The following is a 14,702-nucleotide window of genomic DNA, read 5'->3' as shown; positions in this document are numbered from 1 at the left end:
ATATAATGGCAATTTCCGGTCTGCCCGTTCGTGCCGGCCCCGACCCACTGGATAGTCAATGCAAGTCATCAACGATATTCGTCGCGCCTGGGCGCAACTGAGCGCCGGAAAGGCGGACCAGCCTTACCTGCCGTTCTGGCGCCAGCTGGCCGAGATGGCCGCCCTGTTCCTGGTGCGCCGCATCGGCCCCGGCTACTACCTGCAGGCGCGCTGGTGGCGCACTTCGGTGCCGTTCGCCGACAAGTGGGCCCACGTCAACAAGAAGGAATACAACGACTTCATCGACCGCTGGAACCGCCGCCCTTACCAGAAGAGCTCGCAGCACAAGGTGATCGAAAAGGCGGTCCTGCAGCTGGTTGGCGTGCCGACGCCCGAATTCATCGGTTTCATCCACCCGCAACGCGGCGCCCGCGCCGACGGCACGGCCCTGCGCAGCCTGGCCGACCTCGAGGCCCTGTGCCGCACGCTGGTCGGTCAAAAAATCTGCTTCAAGCTGGTGGAAGGCTATGGCGGCGCCGGCTTTTTTGCCTTCCAGGTCGAGGAGCGGGCAGGGCAGCCGGTGTTCGTGCACCCGTTCACGGGTGCGGAGACGACCCTGGCCGACTGGTGGCAAGGGGCTGGCAACAACCGCGACGGCTACATCGTCGAACATTACCTGCCCCAGCATGCGGTGCTGTCGGCGATCCACCCGAATTCGGTCAACACCCTGCGCATCTGGCTCTACCAGGCACGCGGCGAGTGCCGCATCGCCGGCGCTTTCCTGCGCGTGGGACGCAAGGGCAGCCTGGTCGACAACACCAGCAGCGGCGGCATCTTCTGCCCGGTCGACCTGGCCAGCGGCACGCTCACCCATGCGGCGAATGCCAAGAATCCGCTGGAGACGATGGACGTGCACCCGGACACCGGCGGCCGGATCAGCGGCGTGCAACTGCCTTACTGGCGCGAGTGCCAGGACGTGGCGATGCGCGCGCTGCAGGCTTTCCCGCACGTGAACGTGGCCGGCGTGGACGTGGCGATCGGCGTCGACGGCCCGCGCATGATCGAGCTGAACGTGCGGCCGGACCAGATCGGCTGCGCCAGGATCAACCTGCCGCTGAAGCAGGTGGACCGCTGGATGAGTGCTGCCTGACTTGTTGTTACTGCGACATTGTCCTTTTGTCAAAAAGGATGGAATAAGTAGCAAGGTTTTCTGCTACTAACGCAAGAGGGGTTGGCGATGCAATTGTAAAAATTGCATCATGAAAGCCTCTCTCTCCTCCCTCTCCCTGGCCGCCCTGTCCATCCTGTCGGGCTGCGCTTCGGCGCTCCCCGTGCTCGACGAACACAGCGAATTCGAAGCCACCCTGCACGCGCCTTATCGCGCCACGGACCCGGGCCGGCCCGACGCCCGTACTTTCACGCTTGCTTTCGATTATCCGAATGCCCAGCAGCCGCAGCTGGTCGACTGGCAGCTGGAACTGATCGCGCCGAACGGCCTGGTGGTGCGGCGCTGGCAGGGCCAGACGGCACTGGCAGGGCAGGCGGTGTCGGTGCAGGTTCCCTGGTCGGACCTGGATGCCGGCAAGCTCGCCGCCGGCGTCTACCAGGTCCGCCTGCGCGCCGGCAGCCGCGATGCCGGCAGCACGGCGCCGTCCGCCGACGTCCATGAACAAAGCTGGCAGATCGAGGTCGGCCCGGCGCAAACGCCTGCCACGCCGCGCTTTGCGCCGCTGCCCGTCGGCCGCACGCTGGGGGCGGCGCCGGCGCCGGGCGCCTTGCCTTACACCGTCTACCTCGGCAACCTGCACAGCCAGACCAACCACAGCGACGGCGGCGCGCCGCTGGACAGCTGCAAGGGTGCGCAGGAACCGTTGAAGGCGCCCTACGGTCCGGACGCCGCCTTTGCCTATGCGCACAAGCACGGGCTGGACATCCTGGTGACGTCCGAGCACAACCACATGTACGACGGCTCGGCCGGCACGAGCAAAGAGGTCGACCCGTCGGTGCCCGGCGCGCTTTACCGCAAGGGGCTGGATGCGGCGGCCAGCTACAACGCGGCCCATCCCGACTTCCTGGCGCTGTACGGCATGGAGTGGGGTGTGATCGACAAGGGCGGCCACATCAACATTTTCAACAGCGACCAGTTGCTGGGCTGGGAAAAGAACGGCAAGGGCGAGCTGCTGGCCGATGTGCTCACGCCGCGCAGCGATTATCCGGCCCTGTACACGCTGATGCGCGAGCGCGGCTGGATCGGCCAGTTCAACCATCCGTCGACCAGCGGGCAGTTCGCCGTTGCCGGCCAGGCGCTGGGCTACACGGCCGATGGCGACGAAGCGATGGCGCTGTGCGAGGTGGTCAACAGCACGGCGTTCTCGGTCAACGACAAGGAAGGCGAGACCCGGCGCAGCAATTTCGAGGCGGCCTGCAACAAGCGGCTGGAAGCGGGTTTTCATGTCGCCTTCAGCACCAACCAGGACAACCACTGCGCGAATTGGGGCACGGCCTACGGCAACCGTACCGGGGTGCTGATTCCGAACGGCGTGGCCTTGGGCCGCGACAGTTTCATCGATGCGCTGAAGGCGAGGCGGGTGTTTGCGACCATGGACAAGGGCTCGCAGCTGGTCCTGAGCGCGAACGGGCGCTTGATGGGCGAGCGCTTTTCGAATAGTGGTCCGTTGACGCTGGTGGCGAACTTCGCCAGCACGGCGGGCAAGCAGGTGGCGGCGGTGGCGATCATGGAAGGCGTGCCGGGGCGGGGCGGGGTGGTGACGCAGTTGTCGAGCGAGGCGACCACGACCTTTACGCCGGCGCCGGGCGCGCACTTCTATTATGCGAAGGTGACGCAGGCCGATGGCAATGTGCTGTGGTCGGCGCCGGTGTGGGTGATGCAGGAGCCGTAGCCTGCAGCGCTGACCGTACGGTGGGCACGCTGTGCCCACGCGGAACGACGCGCTAACGGAACGCTTGTGCAGGCGTTGGCGGTTGATCACATGATGTGGCTCGAAAAGAGCAGCCGCGATGCGTGCATTCGCGTGGGCACGGGGTGCCCACCGTACTGTTACGGCCAACAATCCCGGCAGATGCCACACGCCATTGACGCACCTTCGCAAACAAAAACGGCGGACCCGCGGGCCCGCCGTTCCGTGTGCATCCCGACAGGCTTATTCGCCCATCTGGCTCTGCAGGTAATTCTGGATACCGACCTTGACGATCAGTTCGAGCTGGGTCTCCAGCCACTCGATGTGTTCCTCGGTGTCTTCCAGGATCATCAGCAGCAAATCGCGCGACACGTAGTCGGCGGCGGCTTCGCAGGCAGCGATGCCTTCCTTGACCGTGATCTGGGCGCCGCGTTCGAGCTTCAGGTCGCATTCCAGCATTTCCTGGGTCGATTCGCCGATCAGGATCTTGTGCAGGGCTTGCAGGTTCGGCAGGCCGTCGAGCATCAGGATGCGGTCGATCAGCTTGTCGGCGTGCTTCATCTCGCCGATCGATTCGTCGTACTCTTTCTTGCCGAGCTTGGTGAAGCCCCAGTGGCGGTACATCCGCGCGTGCAGGAAGTACTGGTTGATGGCCGTGAGTTCGTTGGTCAGCTGCGCGTTGAGCAGCCGAATGACGTTGGGATCGCCCTTCATGATGGTGTGCCTTGTTCTGGTGGAGGTTGCCGCCATCATAGCAAAGGGCGCGACGGCGCGTGCCGGAAAACCGGCACGGCGGGGATCACTGCAACGCTCAGGCCAGCTGGGCCGGGCGGAAGCTCAGTTCGGTAACAACGGTTTTGCTGTCGATGTGTTCGTTCAGTACTTCACGTGCATAGCTGACGCACTTGCCGCAGCAGGTGCCCAGGCCCAGTTCCTGGCGCAGCTCGGCCACGGAGGTGATGCCGAGGTCGACTGCCTGGCGGATTTCACGGTCGGAGATGTTGTTGCAGACACAGACGATCATCGAAAGCTTCCTTAACACCGAAATAAGCTTGCTTGAAAATTAATGAGAATCGTTCTCATTCGTGTTGTATTCTGCTGAAACTCGGCCACGAACGCAAGCGGATTTGTTGTGTGCGGGGTCTCCTGAATAGAAATAATTCGCATTTAGGTTTATGATGCTAGTATCTGTCTCATCAGCGCTACACGATTTGCGCCACCTCACCGGCAACGCATCGCTGAGACGCATTGTCAACGCATCATCAGCGCATTGGCACTACTTCAACGGAACCCGCCATGACTCTCAATCCCACCCTGACCACGCTCGACGCCCTGAAGGTCGGGCAAAACGCCACCGTGATCCATCTCGCGCCCACCGCGCAGGGCGGCGCCGACGTGCCGCGCCGCCTGATGGAGCTGGGCTTCGTGCCGGGCGAGCGTATCCGCATGCTCAAGCGCGGCCTGCCGGGCGGTCCGGTGGCGGTGAAGGTCGGCGAATCGACCTTCGCGCTGCGTAAATTCGAGGCCGCACTCGTATCAATTCAGCCGGAATAATCGATGGGTGTCATGGAACAACAGGTGGCGACGCGTGCGCCCCTGATCGCATTGCTTGGTAATCCGAACTGCGGCAAGACCGCCCTGTTCAACCGTCTCACCGGCTCGCGCCAGAAGGTCGCCAACTACGCCGGCGTCACCATCGAACGCAAGGAAGGCCATTTCACGTCGCCCAAGGGCCACGCCATGCGCGTGCTCGACCTGCCGGGCGCCTACAGCCTCACCGCCCAGACCCCGGACGAAGCGATCACGCGCGACGTCGTGGCCGGCCTGCGCGCCGGCGAAAAGTCGCCGGACATCGTGGTCTGCGTGGTGAATGCCACCAACCTGCGCCTGAACCTGCGCCTGGTGCTGGAAATCCAGCGCCTCGGCCTGCCGATGGTGCTGGCCCTGAACATGGTCGACGTCGCGAAAAAGCGCGGCATCGAGATCGACACCGCGCGCCTGTCGCAGGAACTCGGCATGCCGGTGGTCGAGACCGTGGCGATCCAGGCCGGCGGCGAACGCGCCCTGGTCGAGCTGCTCGACAAGGCGGACCTCGACCTCAACGTCAAGCCGCAGCCGCTGGCCGCCATCGACGCCGTGCCGGTCGAACAGACCCAGCGCGAAGTGCGCCGCATCGTCGAGGCCAGCGCCAGCTATGCCCACGACAAGGGCAATTTGTCGGAAAAGATCGACAACGTGGTGCTGCACCCGGTGGTCGGTCCGGTGCTGCTGGCGGCGCTGATGTTCATCATCTTCCAGGCCGTGTTCAGCTGGGCCGAAGCGCCGATGGACTTCATCGAGAGCAGCGTCGGCGCCATCGGCGAATTTGTCGGCTCGGTGCTGGCCGAAGGCCCGCTGCACAGCCTGATCGTGGACGGCATCATCGCCGGCGTCGGCGGGGTGCTGGTGTTCCTGCCGCAGATTTTGATCCTGTTCTTCTTCATCCTCATCCTCGAGGACATCGGCTACCTGCCGCGCGCGGCCTTTTTGCTCGACCGGATGATGGGCGGCGTCGGCCTGTCGGGCCGCGCCTTCATTCCGCTGCTGTCGTCGTTCGCCTGCGCGATTCCCGGCGTGATGGCCGCGCGCACCATCCAGAACCCGCGCGACCGCCTGGTGACGATCATGATCGCACCGCTGATGACGTGTTCCGCGCGCCTGCCGGTGTACGCGCTGATCATCGCCGCCTTCATCCCCGAGCGCGAGGTCGGCATCTTTAACCTGCAGGGCCTGGTGCTGTTCACGCTGTACGTGATGGGCATCGTCAGCGCCATGGGCGTGGCCTGGTACATGAAGCGCCGCAGCGGCAGCGGCCAGCATCCGCTGATGATGGAACTGCCGGCTTACCACTGGCCGCACCTGCGTTCGCTGGCGCTGGGCCTGTGGGAACGCGCGGTGATCTTCCTGATGCGCGTCGGCACCCTGATCCTGACGCTGACGATCCTGCTCTGGTTCCTGTCGAGCTTCCCGGGCGCCCCGGAAGGCGCGACGCAACCGCCGATCTACTACAGCGTGGCCGGCATGCTGGGCCGCGCACTGGAGTTCATCTTCGCGCCGATTGGCTTCGGCTGGCAGATCTGCATCGCCCTGGTGCCGGGCATGGCCGCACGCGAAGTCGCGGTCGGCGCGCTGGGCACCGTGTACGCGCTGTCCGAGACTGGCGACGCAGTGGCCAACACCCTCGGCCCGCTGATCGCCGGCTCGTGGTCGATGGCCACCGCGCTGTCGCTGCTGGCCTGGTACGTCTACGCGCCGCAGTGCCTGGCGACGCTGTCGACGGTGCGCCGCGAAACCGGCAGCGCCAAGTACGCGTGGATGATGGCGGGCTACATGTTCGGCCTGGCCTACGTGGCCTCGTTCATCACCTACCGCGTCGCACTGGCGCTGGGCGGCGGCTGATCATGTGGCAGGAACTCGCCGTTGCCGCGCTGGTGCTGGTGGCCGCCGTGTACGTCGGCGCCAAGTACCTGCCTGCGGCCTGGCGCGTGCGCATCGTGAACCGCCTGTCGAAGGGCGGGGCGGACTCGAAGCTGGTGCGCTGGCTGGATACGGGCGGCAGTTGCGGGAGCGGGTGCAGTAGCTGCAATAGCTGCGAGACGCCCGCTGAGCCGACCCCGCCGGCTGACAGCAAACACCGCGTGATCAAGATTCACCAAAAGTAGGGTGGGTACTCGTACCCACCTGTGCCTCCGTTACATGCGATCCTTCGGTACTATCCGCACCGCTTTCGCACACGTTTGACCCACCGCACATACCCGGCATGACCAGCGGCCTACGATGCCGCACCATGCCCGATTACATCCGCCTTCACACCGGTCCCACGTATTTCTTCACGGTCGTCGCTCACCGCCGTCGCCCGATCTTCTGCGATCCTGCGCTTCAAACGAGCCTCAGGCAAGCCATCCAATTCGTCCGCACAACCCGACCATTCGCCATCGACGCGTGGGTGATCCTGCCCGACCACATGCATTGCATCTGGACCCTGCCGGATGGCGATGCCGATTATTCGACACGGTGGTGTGCGATCAAGCGTTTCGTCTCCACCGGTTATGGACGGGCCTTGCACGATCCACGGTTGTTAACCCGGTCACGCCAGGCCAAGTGCGAGTCGACGATATGGCAAAGGCGGTTTTGGGAACATGCTGTCCGTAACAGGCACGATTTTGAGCGGCACATGGATTACGTTCATTTCAATCCGGTCAAGCACGGGTATGTGAAACAGGTGAAGGAGTGGCCGCATTCGACGTTTCATCGGTATGTGCGCGATGGGGTGTATCCGGAAGATTGGGCGGGAACACCGGATATCCGGGAGATGTCGATCGAGTAGATAGACAGGGCGGAAGGTGGGTATGTGCGGAGGGCGAGTGGTGGGTACGAGTACCCACCCTACAACCCAAGCGCTGCGATCAGTCTCTTTGCATCATACGGCGCATGCACCTTGATGTCGTTGTCGAAGTAGCAGTAGACATCCCGCCCACCTGCGCTCCACGCCCGTATCTTCCCCACCCAGCGCTCGATCGCCGCATCCCCATACCCGCTGGCGTACAGCTCCTCGTCCCCGTGCAAGCGCAGGTACATGAAGTCGGCCGTCACGTCTTCCATATAAGGCCATTTGCCTGCCGTATCGGCCACCACCAGCGCCACGTTGTACTTCCTCAGCAGGGCAATGAAACGCTCGTCGCGAAAGCTCTCGTGCCGCACCTCGACCGCATGCCGCATCGGCCGCTTCGCATCCATGGCCAGCGACACCTTGCCCTCCATGCGCGGCTGGTATTCCAGCGCACGCGCCAGGGCCGCTTCGGTATCCTGCGGCAGCAAGGAAAGAAAATGCGCGAAGCGCTCGTGGTCGAACTTCACCATCTCGGGAAACTGCCACAGGATCGGCCCGAGTTTCTCGCGCAGCTCGAAGATGCCCGAGGCCAGCACGTTCGCCAGCGGGCCTTCGATGTCTTTCAGCTTGAGCATGTGCGTGATGAAGCGGTTGCCCTTCACCGCGAAGAGAAAACCCGGCGGCGTGGCGGCGTACCAGGCGGCGTAGCTTTCGGGGCGTTGCAGCGAATAGAACGAACCGTTGATCTCGATGGTCGGCAGCTGGCGCGACGCATAGTCGAGCTCGCGCGCCTGGGCCAGGCCCCTGGGGTAGAAGACGCCGCGCCACGGCACGTAGCGCCAGCCGGAGATACCGATGAAGATCGCCATGGGGCGATCATAGAGGGGCAGGCTGGCGCGCTCGGTGCGTTGCCGAACGCGTGCAGCCGGAAGCCGACAGTCGATGCGGAGCTCAGGCCAGGGCGAGCGGGCGGCGCACGCCCCCCGCAGCCGCCACCTTGAACACGCCCACCACCTCCGACAGGCGCTCGGCCTGCTGGCGCATCGATTCGGCCGCCGCCGCCGCTTCCTCGACCAGGGCCGCGTTCTTCTGCGTCACGCCATCCATCTCGGCGATCGCACGGTTCACCTGGCTGATGCCGGCTTCCTGCTCGGCGCTGGCGGCGGTGATCTCGCCGATGATGCCGTTCACCTGGCGCACGCTGGCGACGATCTCCTGCATGGTGGCGCCGGCGTTGTGCACCAGCGCGCTGCCCGCATCGACCTTGCTCACCGAATCGTCGATCAGGGCTTTCACTTCGCGCGCCGCCGCCGCCGAGCGCTGGGCCAGGTTGCGCACCTCGCCCGCCACGACGGCGAAGCCGCGGCCCTGCTCGCCGGCGCGCGCCGCTTCCACCGCCGCGTTCAGGGCCAGGATATTCGTCTGGAAGGCGATGCCGTCGATGACACCGATGATGTCGACGATCTTGCGCGAGGAAGCGTTGATCGACGCCATGGTCTGCACCACCTGCTGCACCACTTCGCCGCCGCGCACGGCCACGTCGGCGGCCTGCGAGGCGAGCGTGTTCGCATGGCGCGCGTGCTCGGCGTTCTGCTGCACCGCGCCGGTCAGCTCTTCCATCGAAGACGCGGTTTCTTCCAGCGAGCCGGCCTGCTGCTCGGTGCGGTTCGAGAGATCGTGGTTGCCGGCCGCGATCTGGGCCGAGGCGCTGGCAATCGCCTGGATGCCGGTGTCGACCTCGCCGACGATGGTGTTCAGGCTGCCGTTCATCTCGCGCAGGGCGTCCAGCAGGTGGGCGGTTTCGTCGTGGCCGCGCACCTCGATCACGGTGGTCAGGTCGCCGGACGCCACGGTGCGCGCCACGCTGACGGCGCGCGCCATCGGCCGGGCGATGCTGCGCGAGAGCGAGAAGCCGAACAGCATCAGGATGGCGGAGAGGACGATTGTCGCGCCCGAGAACCAGGCCACGCGCGGCCAGAAGATGGCGCCGATGGTGTCGGTGTAGACACCGGAGCCGACTACCCAGCCCCAGGCCGGCACCCCCTGCACATACGAGATCTTCGGCACCGGCGCGTCCTGGCCCGGCTTCGGCCACAGGTAGGCGACGAAGCCGGCGCCATCCTTCTTCACGACGTCGACCATGGCCACGAACAGGTGCAGGCCGTTCGGGTCGGTCGAGCCGGCGAGGTCCTTGCCTTCGAGCTCGGGCTTCATCGGATGCATCAGCATGCGCGGTCCCATGTCGTTGACCCAGATGTATTCCTGGCCGTTGTAGCGCAGCATCCGCAGCGCATCCAGGGCGGCGCGTTTCGCTTCGCTCTCGTCCATCTTGCCGGCGGCGGCGGCCTGCCGGTAGCGCTCGACCACGCCGGTCGCCACCTCGACCGCCTGGCGCACGCCGTTGCCGCGCTCTTCCTCGATCAGGCCGCGTTCGGACACCAGGAAGCAGGCGGCGATGATCGCCATGCCGAGACCGGTACTCAGGGTAAGCAGGCCCAGCTTCTGGGCTATGTTCAGGCGAAACAGCTTTGACATAAAGACGGTAATAAATTGAAAACGTTGCAGAGAAAACCAGGAAGAGCCTGAAAAATTAAGAAAATTGATCAAGTAGGATGCGTAAATAGCGCGCAAGTATATCGAATGTTTCCAATAGCCAATGTTCGATTGCAAAATGTTCACTGTCTTTTTGTAATCCCGCAACAGTGATAAGCTAGCGGTCCCATCACATCCGGCGTTCTTCCCCATGATCACCGTCCATCACCTGAACAATTCGCGCTCCCAGCGCATCCTGTGGCTGCTCGAGGAACTGGGCCTGGAATACGAGATCAAAAAGTACCAGCGCGACCCGAAGACGATGCTGGCGCCGCCGGAACTGAAGGCCGTCCACCCGCTCGGCAAGTCGCCGGTGATCACCGACGACGGCACCGTGGTGGCCGAGTCCGGCGCCATCGTCGAGTACCTGGTCGAGCGCTACGGCAACGGGCGCCTGGTGCCGGCGGCCGGCACGCCGGAGAAACTGAAATACACGTATTACCTGCACTTCGCCGAAGGGTCGGCCATGTCGCCGCTGCTGATGAAACTGGTGTTCGACCGCATCGAGAACGGCCCGATGCCGTTCTTCGTCAAGCCCGTCGCACGCGGCATCGCACGCAAGGTGAAGGAGGGCTTCGTGAACCCGAACATCCAGGCCCAGCTCGACTACCTGGAATCCGAACTGAAGGCGCGTCCCTGGTTTGCCGGGAACGAATTCAGCGCCGCCGACATCCAGATGAGCTTTGCGCTGGAAGCGGCGGCCTCGCGCGGCGGCCTGGGCGCCCAGTACCCGCAGCTGAGCGGCTTCCTGCAGCGCATCCACGCGCGTCCGGCCTATCAACGCGCGCTGGAGCGCGGCGGCAAATATGACTATGCAAAGTAAGTGATGGCGAAGTAAATGGCAAAACTGCTCGCGATCGACGGACTGAACATCGTGCGCCGGGTCTACGAAGCGAGCCCGGAGCCCGACTCCGACCTGAAGGCCAGCATCGCGCTGCGCCACGCGTTCTCGTCCTTCCGCAACGTGCTCGAGGTGCATGCGCCGACCCACGTGCTGGCCGCCTTCGACTACGGCGGCGAGACCTGGCGCCACGCGCTGTATTCGCGCTACCGCGAGCACCGCGCGCCGATGCCGGCGGTGCTGCGCGAAGCGCTGCCCGAGTTCCAGGAACGCCTGCGCACGGCCGGCGTGCCGGTGGCGATGCTGCCGGGCGTCGAGGCCGACGACGTGGTCGCCACCTGCGTGATGCGCTGGCTGCGGGAGAACCGCGGCGAGGCCATCGTCGCCACCACCGACAAGGACTTGCACGTGCTGATTGCGCACGGCGCCCTGGTCTGGGACCATTTCAAGAACGAGTGGCACGACGACGCCTGGGTGCGCAACAAGTTCGGTGTGGCCCCCGAGCTGCTGCACGACCTGCTGGCGCTGATGGGCGACGCCACCGACGGCGTGCCGGGCGTCTCGAAGATCGGCATGAAGACCGCGGCGCGCCTGCTGAACGCCTACGGCAGCCTGGACGCCGTGATGGCCGGCGCCGGCATCCTCAAGACGCCGCTGGGCGAGCGCCTGCGCGCCGAACGCGACATACTCTACCTGTCGCGCCAGCTGGTGGAATTGAAGACCGACGTGCGCCTGGGCGTCACCTGGAAGATGCTGGCTTACGAATCGAATTGAAGGGGAAGGACCGACTATGCTGAAAGCGGTATTGGTGGACTCGAACGCGATCTCGCGCGGCCTGCTCAACACGGTGCTGACCGAGGGCAGCTACGACGTCGTCGGCCAGACCCATACCGGCCATGGCGCCCTGCTGCTGGCCGCCAAGTTCCGTCCGCAGCTGATCTGCATCGCGCGCGAACAGGTCGAGGAGGGCGACGTCGTCGAGCAGCTGCGCGCCACCCTGCCCAAGAGCTTCATCTTCATGGTCTCGGGCACGCTCGACGCGCCCACCATTCAACACGCGCTGGCGCGCGGCGTGCACGGCTTCATCGTCAAGCCGTTCAAGGCCGACGCCGTGCTGAAGACCATCCGCAATACCGTCATCGCCGCGGTCAAGAAACAGCAGAGCGGCGGCGCCTGATCTCCTCGGCCGCGATATCGGCCAACTCCCCCAACGCGCGCAGCTCGCGCTCGCGCAGGCGGCGCGGCTCGCGGTCCATCACGCACAGGGCGCCAAGACGAAAGCCTTTGGCGTCGACCAGCGGCACGCCCGCATAGAAGCGGATGTGCGGCGCGCCGGTCACCATCGGATTGTCCCTGAAACGCCCGTCGAGGTGGGTATCCGCCACGATCATCGGCTCGCCGCTCAGGATCGTGTGGCTGCAAAAGGCCATCTCGCGCGGGGTCTCGGCAAAGCCGATGCCGACCCGCGACTTGAACCATTGGCGGTGCTCGTCCACCAGGGTCAGCATGGCGATCGGGCTGTCGGTGACTTGCGAGGCAAGCCAGGTCAGGCGGTCGAACACGGCTTCGGCGCCGCTGCCGACCAGGCCGGTGGCGTCGAGCGCCGCCAGGCGTTCGGTCTCGTTGTCGGGCAACGTGTGCGCATCGTCCGCCGGGGCGGCTGGCGGCGCCGGCAGCGCCGGCGCCAGCGGCGCCAGGCCGGCGCGTTCGCGCAGCAGGGCACTGACGGCGCTCAGGCGCAGGCGGCGGTGGCCCCCCGGCGTCTTCCAGGCAGGCAGCAAGCCGTGTTCGATCCACTGCTGGGCGGTGCTCACCGCGATGCCAAGCAGGCGGGCGGCTTCGCGGGTGGTCAGGATTGGATCGTCCGAAGGACCGGAAGAGGGCGCAGGCATGACAAATTCTTTCAACTAATAAATAACTGAACAAAGTATTTTACTTTATGAAAATCAAAATTTATCGAATTTGATGACGCGAGTTGCCATAAAACATCACGAATCGTCCACTTCGCAACAGTTACGGTGTGGAACGATGGAATTTTTGTTGACGTTTGGAAATTTGACGATCAGAATGAGAGTCGCCGTCAATTTCGTCAGTTGATGTGTATGCCCCTCGTCGCCAAGGAAGCCAGATGTCCCACCATTCATTATCCGCACAACAGGAATCCGAGCGTCTCGATGCCCTGCGCAAGCTGGAGCTGCTCGACACACCGCCCAGCGAAGCCTTCGACCGCATCACGCGCATGGCGGCGCAGCTGTTCAACCTGCCTGTGGCGGCGGTGTCGCTGACCGATGCCGACCGCCAGTGGTTCAAGTCGCGCGTGGGCGTCGACCACACCTCGATCCCGCGCGAGAATGCGCCGTGCGCCAAGGTGGTCGACAACGGCGACATGCTGGTGGTGGCCGACATGCGCACCGACGAATGCTTCCACGACAGCCACCTGGCGCGTTCCGGCGTGCGCTTCTATGCGGGCGCGCCGCTGATGACGCGCGACGGCCACTGCCTGGGCGCGATGTGCGTGCTGGGCACTGAGCCGCGCGCGATCACCGAGGCCGAGCGCGAAGGCCTGACCGATCTGGCCTCGATGGTGATGGCGCAGATCGAACTGCAGCATGCGATCGGCCGCATCGACCCGGTCAGCGGCATGCCGAACCGCAATCAGTTCATTGAAGACATGAGCGACCTGGCCATCGAGCGCCCGCGCGGTGAAACCCGGCTGGCGGCGATGGTCAACCTGGCCACCCCCGAGCAGCTCAGCGACGCCATGCGCGCGATGGGCGCCGGCTACCTCGACGAGATCGTGGACGAGGCGGTGCGCATGCTGCGTGCGGCGCTCGGCCCGGGGCGCAAGGTCTACCACGTGGCCCCGACCCAGTTCGTGTTCCTGGCCGAGCCGGACGCCGACGTCCAGCGCTTCTGCGACTGGCTCGGCTGCTGGCTCGAACTGCGCGCCGACGCCATGACCTCGCGCTTCATGACCACCACGACCATCGGCGTGGCGCCGTTCCAGCTCGGGAAAAGCGATATCCTCGACGTGCTGCGCGACATGCACAGCGCCGCCCACGACGCCCTCGACGGCTCGCGCCGCGTGCGCGTGTTCTCGGCCGAGCAGAACGCCATGTTCCTGCGCCGCTTCTACCTGGTCAACGAATTCGGCGCCGCGCTCGAGAGCGCCGACCAGCTGCGCCTGGTGTTCCAGCCGAAGGTCGAACTGTCGACCGGGCGCTGCCTCGGCGTCGAGGCGCTGCTGCGCTGGAACCATCCGGTGCTGGGCGAGGTGTCGCCGGGCGAATTCTTCCCGCTGATCGAACAGACCTCGCTGGCGCGCGCCACCACGCGCTGGGTGCTGGCGCAGGCGCTGCAGCAGCTGGCGGCATGGCGCAACGCCGGCCTGATGCTGCAGATGGCGGTGAACGTGTCGGCGGTGAACCTGACCGAAGCGGACTTCGTCGCCTACGTGGTCGAGCAGCTGCGCCGCCACGCGCTGCCGCCGGAAGCGCTGGCGCTGGAAATCACGGAAAGCGCGCTGATGAAGAAGCGCGCGCTGGCCATGAAGACGCTCGACGCCCTGGCCGCCGCCGGCGTGCACCTGGCGATCGACGATTTCGGCACCGGCTACAGCAGCCTGGCCTACCTGCAAAGCGTGCCGGCCAAGGTCGTCAAGATCGACCAGAGTTTCGTGCGCGACCTCGACACCGACAAGCACAAGCGCGCGCTGGTCAGCACCATGATCAAGCTGTCGCACGACCTCGAGCGCCGCGTGGTGGCCGAGGGCGTCGAAACCGCGGCGGTGGCGACCTTGCTGCTGGCGGACGGCTGCGACCAGGTGCAGGGCTATTTGTACGCGCGGCCGATGGCGCCGGAAGATTTCGAACGCTGGGTCTGCGCCAAGTGGACGCTGCCGCGCGAGCGCAAGGCGCCGGCGCAGATGCTGGCTTGCGCCTGACGACGATGTGAAAGGCGGCGCCGCCATGTCCGGGCGCCGCCGACGTACGGCAAAACAAAA

15 protein-coding genes are annotated in these 14,702 nt (G+C 65.1%); 10 read left to right on the top strand and 5 right to left on the bottom strand.

What is annotated here, in order from left to right; genetic code table 11:
• Window positions 1-58 precede the first annotated feature (58 nt).
• The gene (locus tag QPK31_RS25375) at window positions 59-1,129 is read left to right on the top strand and encodes a sugar-transfer associated ATP-grasp domain-containing protein (protein ID WP_290425678.1); all 1,071 of its coding nucleotides are present in this window, start codon (window positions 59-61) and stop codon (window positions 1,127-1,129) included.
• A 109-nt stretch (window positions 1,130-1,238) separates the two neighbouring features.
• On the top strand, window positions 1,239-2,879 hold the full coding sequence (locus tag QPK31_RS25370; protein ID WP_290425677.1) for a CehA/McbA family metallohydrolase: 1,641 nt from the start codon (window positions 1,239-1,241) through the stop codon (window positions 2,877-2,879).
• 261 nt (window positions 2,880-3,140) lie between these two features.
• Here the strand turns inward: QPK31_RS25370 and bfr are convergent, their stop codons facing one another.
• Entirely contained in the window at window positions 3,141-3,611 is a 471-nt protein-coding gene (bfr, locus tag QPK31_RS25365; protein WP_290425676.1) for a bacterioferritin, read from the bottom strand.
• A gap of 97 nt (window positions 3,612-3,708) precedes the next feature.
• A complete protein-coding gene (locus tag QPK31_RS25360; protein WP_290425675.1) occupies window positions 3,709-3,921 on the bottom strand; it encodes a bacterioferritin-associated ferredoxin in 213 nt (70 codons plus the stop codon).
• A 272-nt stretch (window positions 3,922-4,193) separates the two neighbouring features.
• Between QPK31_RS25360 and QPK31_RS25355 the strand changes: the two genes are divergently transcribed.
• The 4 genes from QPK31_RS25355 to QPK31_RS25340 all read left to right on the top strand — a co-directional run bounded on the left by QPK31_RS25355 (window position 4,194) and on the right by QPK31_RS25340 (window position 7,263).
• The gene (locus tag QPK31_RS25355; RefSeq protein ID WP_290425674.1) at window positions 4,194-4,451 is read left to right on the top strand and encodes a FeoA family protein; all 258 of its coding nucleotides are present in this window, start codon (window positions 4,194-4,196) and stop codon (window positions 4,449-4,451) included.
• 3 nt (window positions 4,452-4,454) lie between these two features.
• A complete protein-coding gene (locus tag QPK31_RS25350; protein ID WP_290425673.1) occupies window positions 4,455-6,335 on the top strand; it encodes a ferrous iron transporter B in 1,881 nt (626 codons plus the stop codon).
• 2 nt (window positions 6,336-6,337) lie between these two features.
• A complete protein-coding gene (locus QPK31_RS25345; protein ID WP_290425672.1) occupies window positions 6,338-6,598 on the top strand; it encodes a DUF6587 family protein in 261 nt (86 codons plus the stop codon).
• A 125-nt stretch (window positions 6,599-6,723) separates the two neighbouring features.
• Window positions 6,724-7,263, top strand: coding sequence for a transposase (locus tag QPK31_RS25340; protein ID WP_290425671.1), 540 nt, complete (start codon window positions 6,724-6,726; stop codon window positions 7,261-7,263).
• A 59-nt stretch (window positions 7,264-7,322) separates the two neighbouring features.
• Here QPK31_RS25340 and QPK31_RS25335 read toward each other — a convergent pair whose 3' ends face one another.
• Together QPK31_RS25335 and QPK31_RS25330 are read right to left on the bottom strand one after the other, a co-directional pair.
• Entirely contained in the window at window positions 7,323-8,135 is an 813-nt protein-coding gene (locus tag QPK31_RS25335) for a DUF72 domain-containing protein (RefSeq protein WP_290425670.1), read from the bottom strand.
• Between the two features lie 82 nt (window positions 8,136-8,217).
• Entirely contained in the window at window positions 8,218-9,801 is a 1,584-nt protein-coding gene (locus tag QPK31_RS25330; protein ID WP_290425669.1) for a methyl-accepting chemotaxis protein, read from the bottom strand.
• Between the two features lie 208 nt (window positions 9,802-10,009).
• Here QPK31_RS25330 and QPK31_RS25325 point away from each other — a divergent pair, with 208 nt between their 5' ends.
• The 3 genes from QPK31_RS25325 to QPK31_RS25315 are packed head-to-tail and all read left to right on the top strand — an operon-like array spanning window position 10,010 to window position 11,876.
• Window positions 10,010-10,681 carry a glutathione S-transferase gene (locus QPK31_RS25325; protein ID WP_290425668.1) on the top strand — a complete coding sequence of 224 codons (672 nt, stop codon included), beginning with the start codon at window positions 10,010-10,012 and terminating at the stop codon, window positions 10,679-10,681.
• A gap of 15 nt (window positions 10,682-10,696) precedes the next feature.
• The gene (locus QPK31_RS25320) at window positions 10,697-11,473 is read left to right on the top strand and encodes a 5'-3' exonuclease H3TH domain-containing protein (RefSeq protein WP_290425667.1); all 777 of its coding nucleotides are present in this window, start codon (window positions 10,697-10,699) and stop codon (window positions 11,471-11,473) included.
• 16 nt (window positions 11,474-11,489) lie between these two features.
• On the top strand, window positions 11,490-11,876 hold the full coding sequence (locus QPK31_RS25315) for an ANTAR domain-containing response regulator (protein WP_290425666.1): 387 nt from the start codon (window positions 11,490-11,492) through the stop codon (window positions 11,874-11,876).
• Here the strand turns inward: QPK31_RS25315 and QPK31_RS25310 are convergent.
• Window positions 11,848-12,591: a GAF domain-containing protein gene (locus QPK31_RS25310; RefSeq protein WP_290425665.1), complete on the bottom strand. Its 744-nt coding sequence runs from the start codon at window positions 12,589-12,591 to the stop codon at window positions 11,848-11,850. The two genes, QPK31_RS25315 and QPK31_RS25310, sit on opposite strands and share 29 nt — an antisense overlap.
• 236 nt (window positions 12,592-12,827) lie before the next feature.
• Here QPK31_RS25310 and QPK31_RS25305 point away from each other — a divergent pair, with 236 nt between their 5' ends.
• Window positions 12,828-14,642: a bifunctional diguanylate cyclase/phosphodiesterase gene (locus QPK31_RS25305; RefSeq protein WP_290425664.1), complete on the top strand. Its 1,815-nt coding sequence runs from the start codon at window positions 12,828-12,830 to the stop codon at window positions 14,640-14,642.
• Window positions 14,643-14,702: the final 60 nt, after the last annotated feature.

Source organism: Massilia sp. YIM B02769 (assembly GCF_030411995.1).
Taxonomy (GTDB): Bacteria; Pseudomonadota; Gammaproteobacteria; order Burkholderiales; family Burkholderiaceae_D; genus Telluria.
Note: the sequence above shows the minus strand (reverse complement) of the source record. Positions and strands in the feature narration are given on the sequence as shown.

What these genes read in the sequence shown, in the direction of transcription:
- QPK31_RS25335 (WP_290425670.1), bottom strand. Translation starts at nt 8,135, where the DNA reads ATGGCGATCTTCATCGGTATCTCCGGCTGGCGCTACGTGCCGTGGCGC.
- QPK31_RS25310 (WP_290425665.1), bottom strand. Translation starts at nt 12,591, where the DNA reads ATGCCTGCGCCCTCTTCCGGTCCTTCGGACGATCCAATCCTGACCACC.
- QPK31_RS25325 (WP_290425668.1), top strand. Translation starts at nt 10,010, where the DNA reads ATGATCACCGTCCATCACCTGAACAATTCGCGCTCCCAGCGCATCCTG.
- QPK31_RS25345 (WP_290425672.1), top strand. Translation starts at nt 6,338, where the DNA reads ATGTGGCAGGAACTCGCCGTTGCCGCGCTGGTGCTGGTGGCCGCCGTG.
- QPK31_RS25370 (WP_290425677.1), top strand. Translation starts at nt 1,239, where the DNA reads ATGAAAGCCTCTCTCTCCTCCCTCTCCCTGGCCGCCCTGTCCATCCTG.
- QPK31_RS25350 (WP_290425673.1), top strand. Translation starts at nt 4,455, where the DNA reads ATGGGTGTCATGGAACAACAGGTGGCGACGCGTGCGCCCCTGATCGCA.
- QPK31_RS25355 (WP_290425674.1), top strand. Translation starts at nt 4,194, where the DNA reads ATGACTCTCAATCCCACCCTGACCACGCTCGACGCCCTGAAGGTCGGG.
- QPK31_RS25340 (WP_290425671.1), top strand. Translation starts at nt 6,724, where the DNA reads ATGCCCGATTACATCCGCCTTCACACCGGTCCCACGTATTTCTTCACG.
- QPK31_RS25375 (WP_290425678.1), top strand. Translation starts at nt 59, where the DNA reads ATGCAAGTCATCAACGATATTCGTCGCGCCTGGGCGCAACTGAGCGCC.
- bfr (WP_290425676.1), bottom strand. Translation starts at nt 3,611, where the DNA reads ATGAAGGGCGATCCCAACGTCATTCGGCTGCTCAACGCGCAGCTGACC.
- QPK31_RS25315 (WP_290425666.1), top strand. Translation starts at nt 11,490, where the DNA reads ATGCTGAAAGCGGTATTGGTGGACTCGAACGCGATCTCGCGCGGCCTG.
- QPK31_RS25360 (WP_290425675.1), bottom strand. Translation starts at nt 3,921, where the DNA reads ATGATCGTCTGTGTCTGCAACAACATCTCCGACCGTGAAATCCGCCAG.
- QPK31_RS25330 (WP_290425669.1), bottom strand. Translation starts at nt 9,801, where the DNA reads ATGTCAAAGCTGTTTCGCCTGAACATAGCCCAGAAGCTGGGCCTGCTT.
- QPK31_RS25320 (WP_290425667.1), top strand. Translation starts at nt 10,697, where the DNA reads ATGGCAAAACTGCTCGCGATCGACGGACTGAACATCGTGCGCCGGGTC.
- QPK31_RS25305 (WP_290425664.1), top strand. Translation starts at nt 12,828, where the DNA reads ATGTCCCACCATTCATTATCCGCACAACAGGAATCCGAGCGTCTCGAT.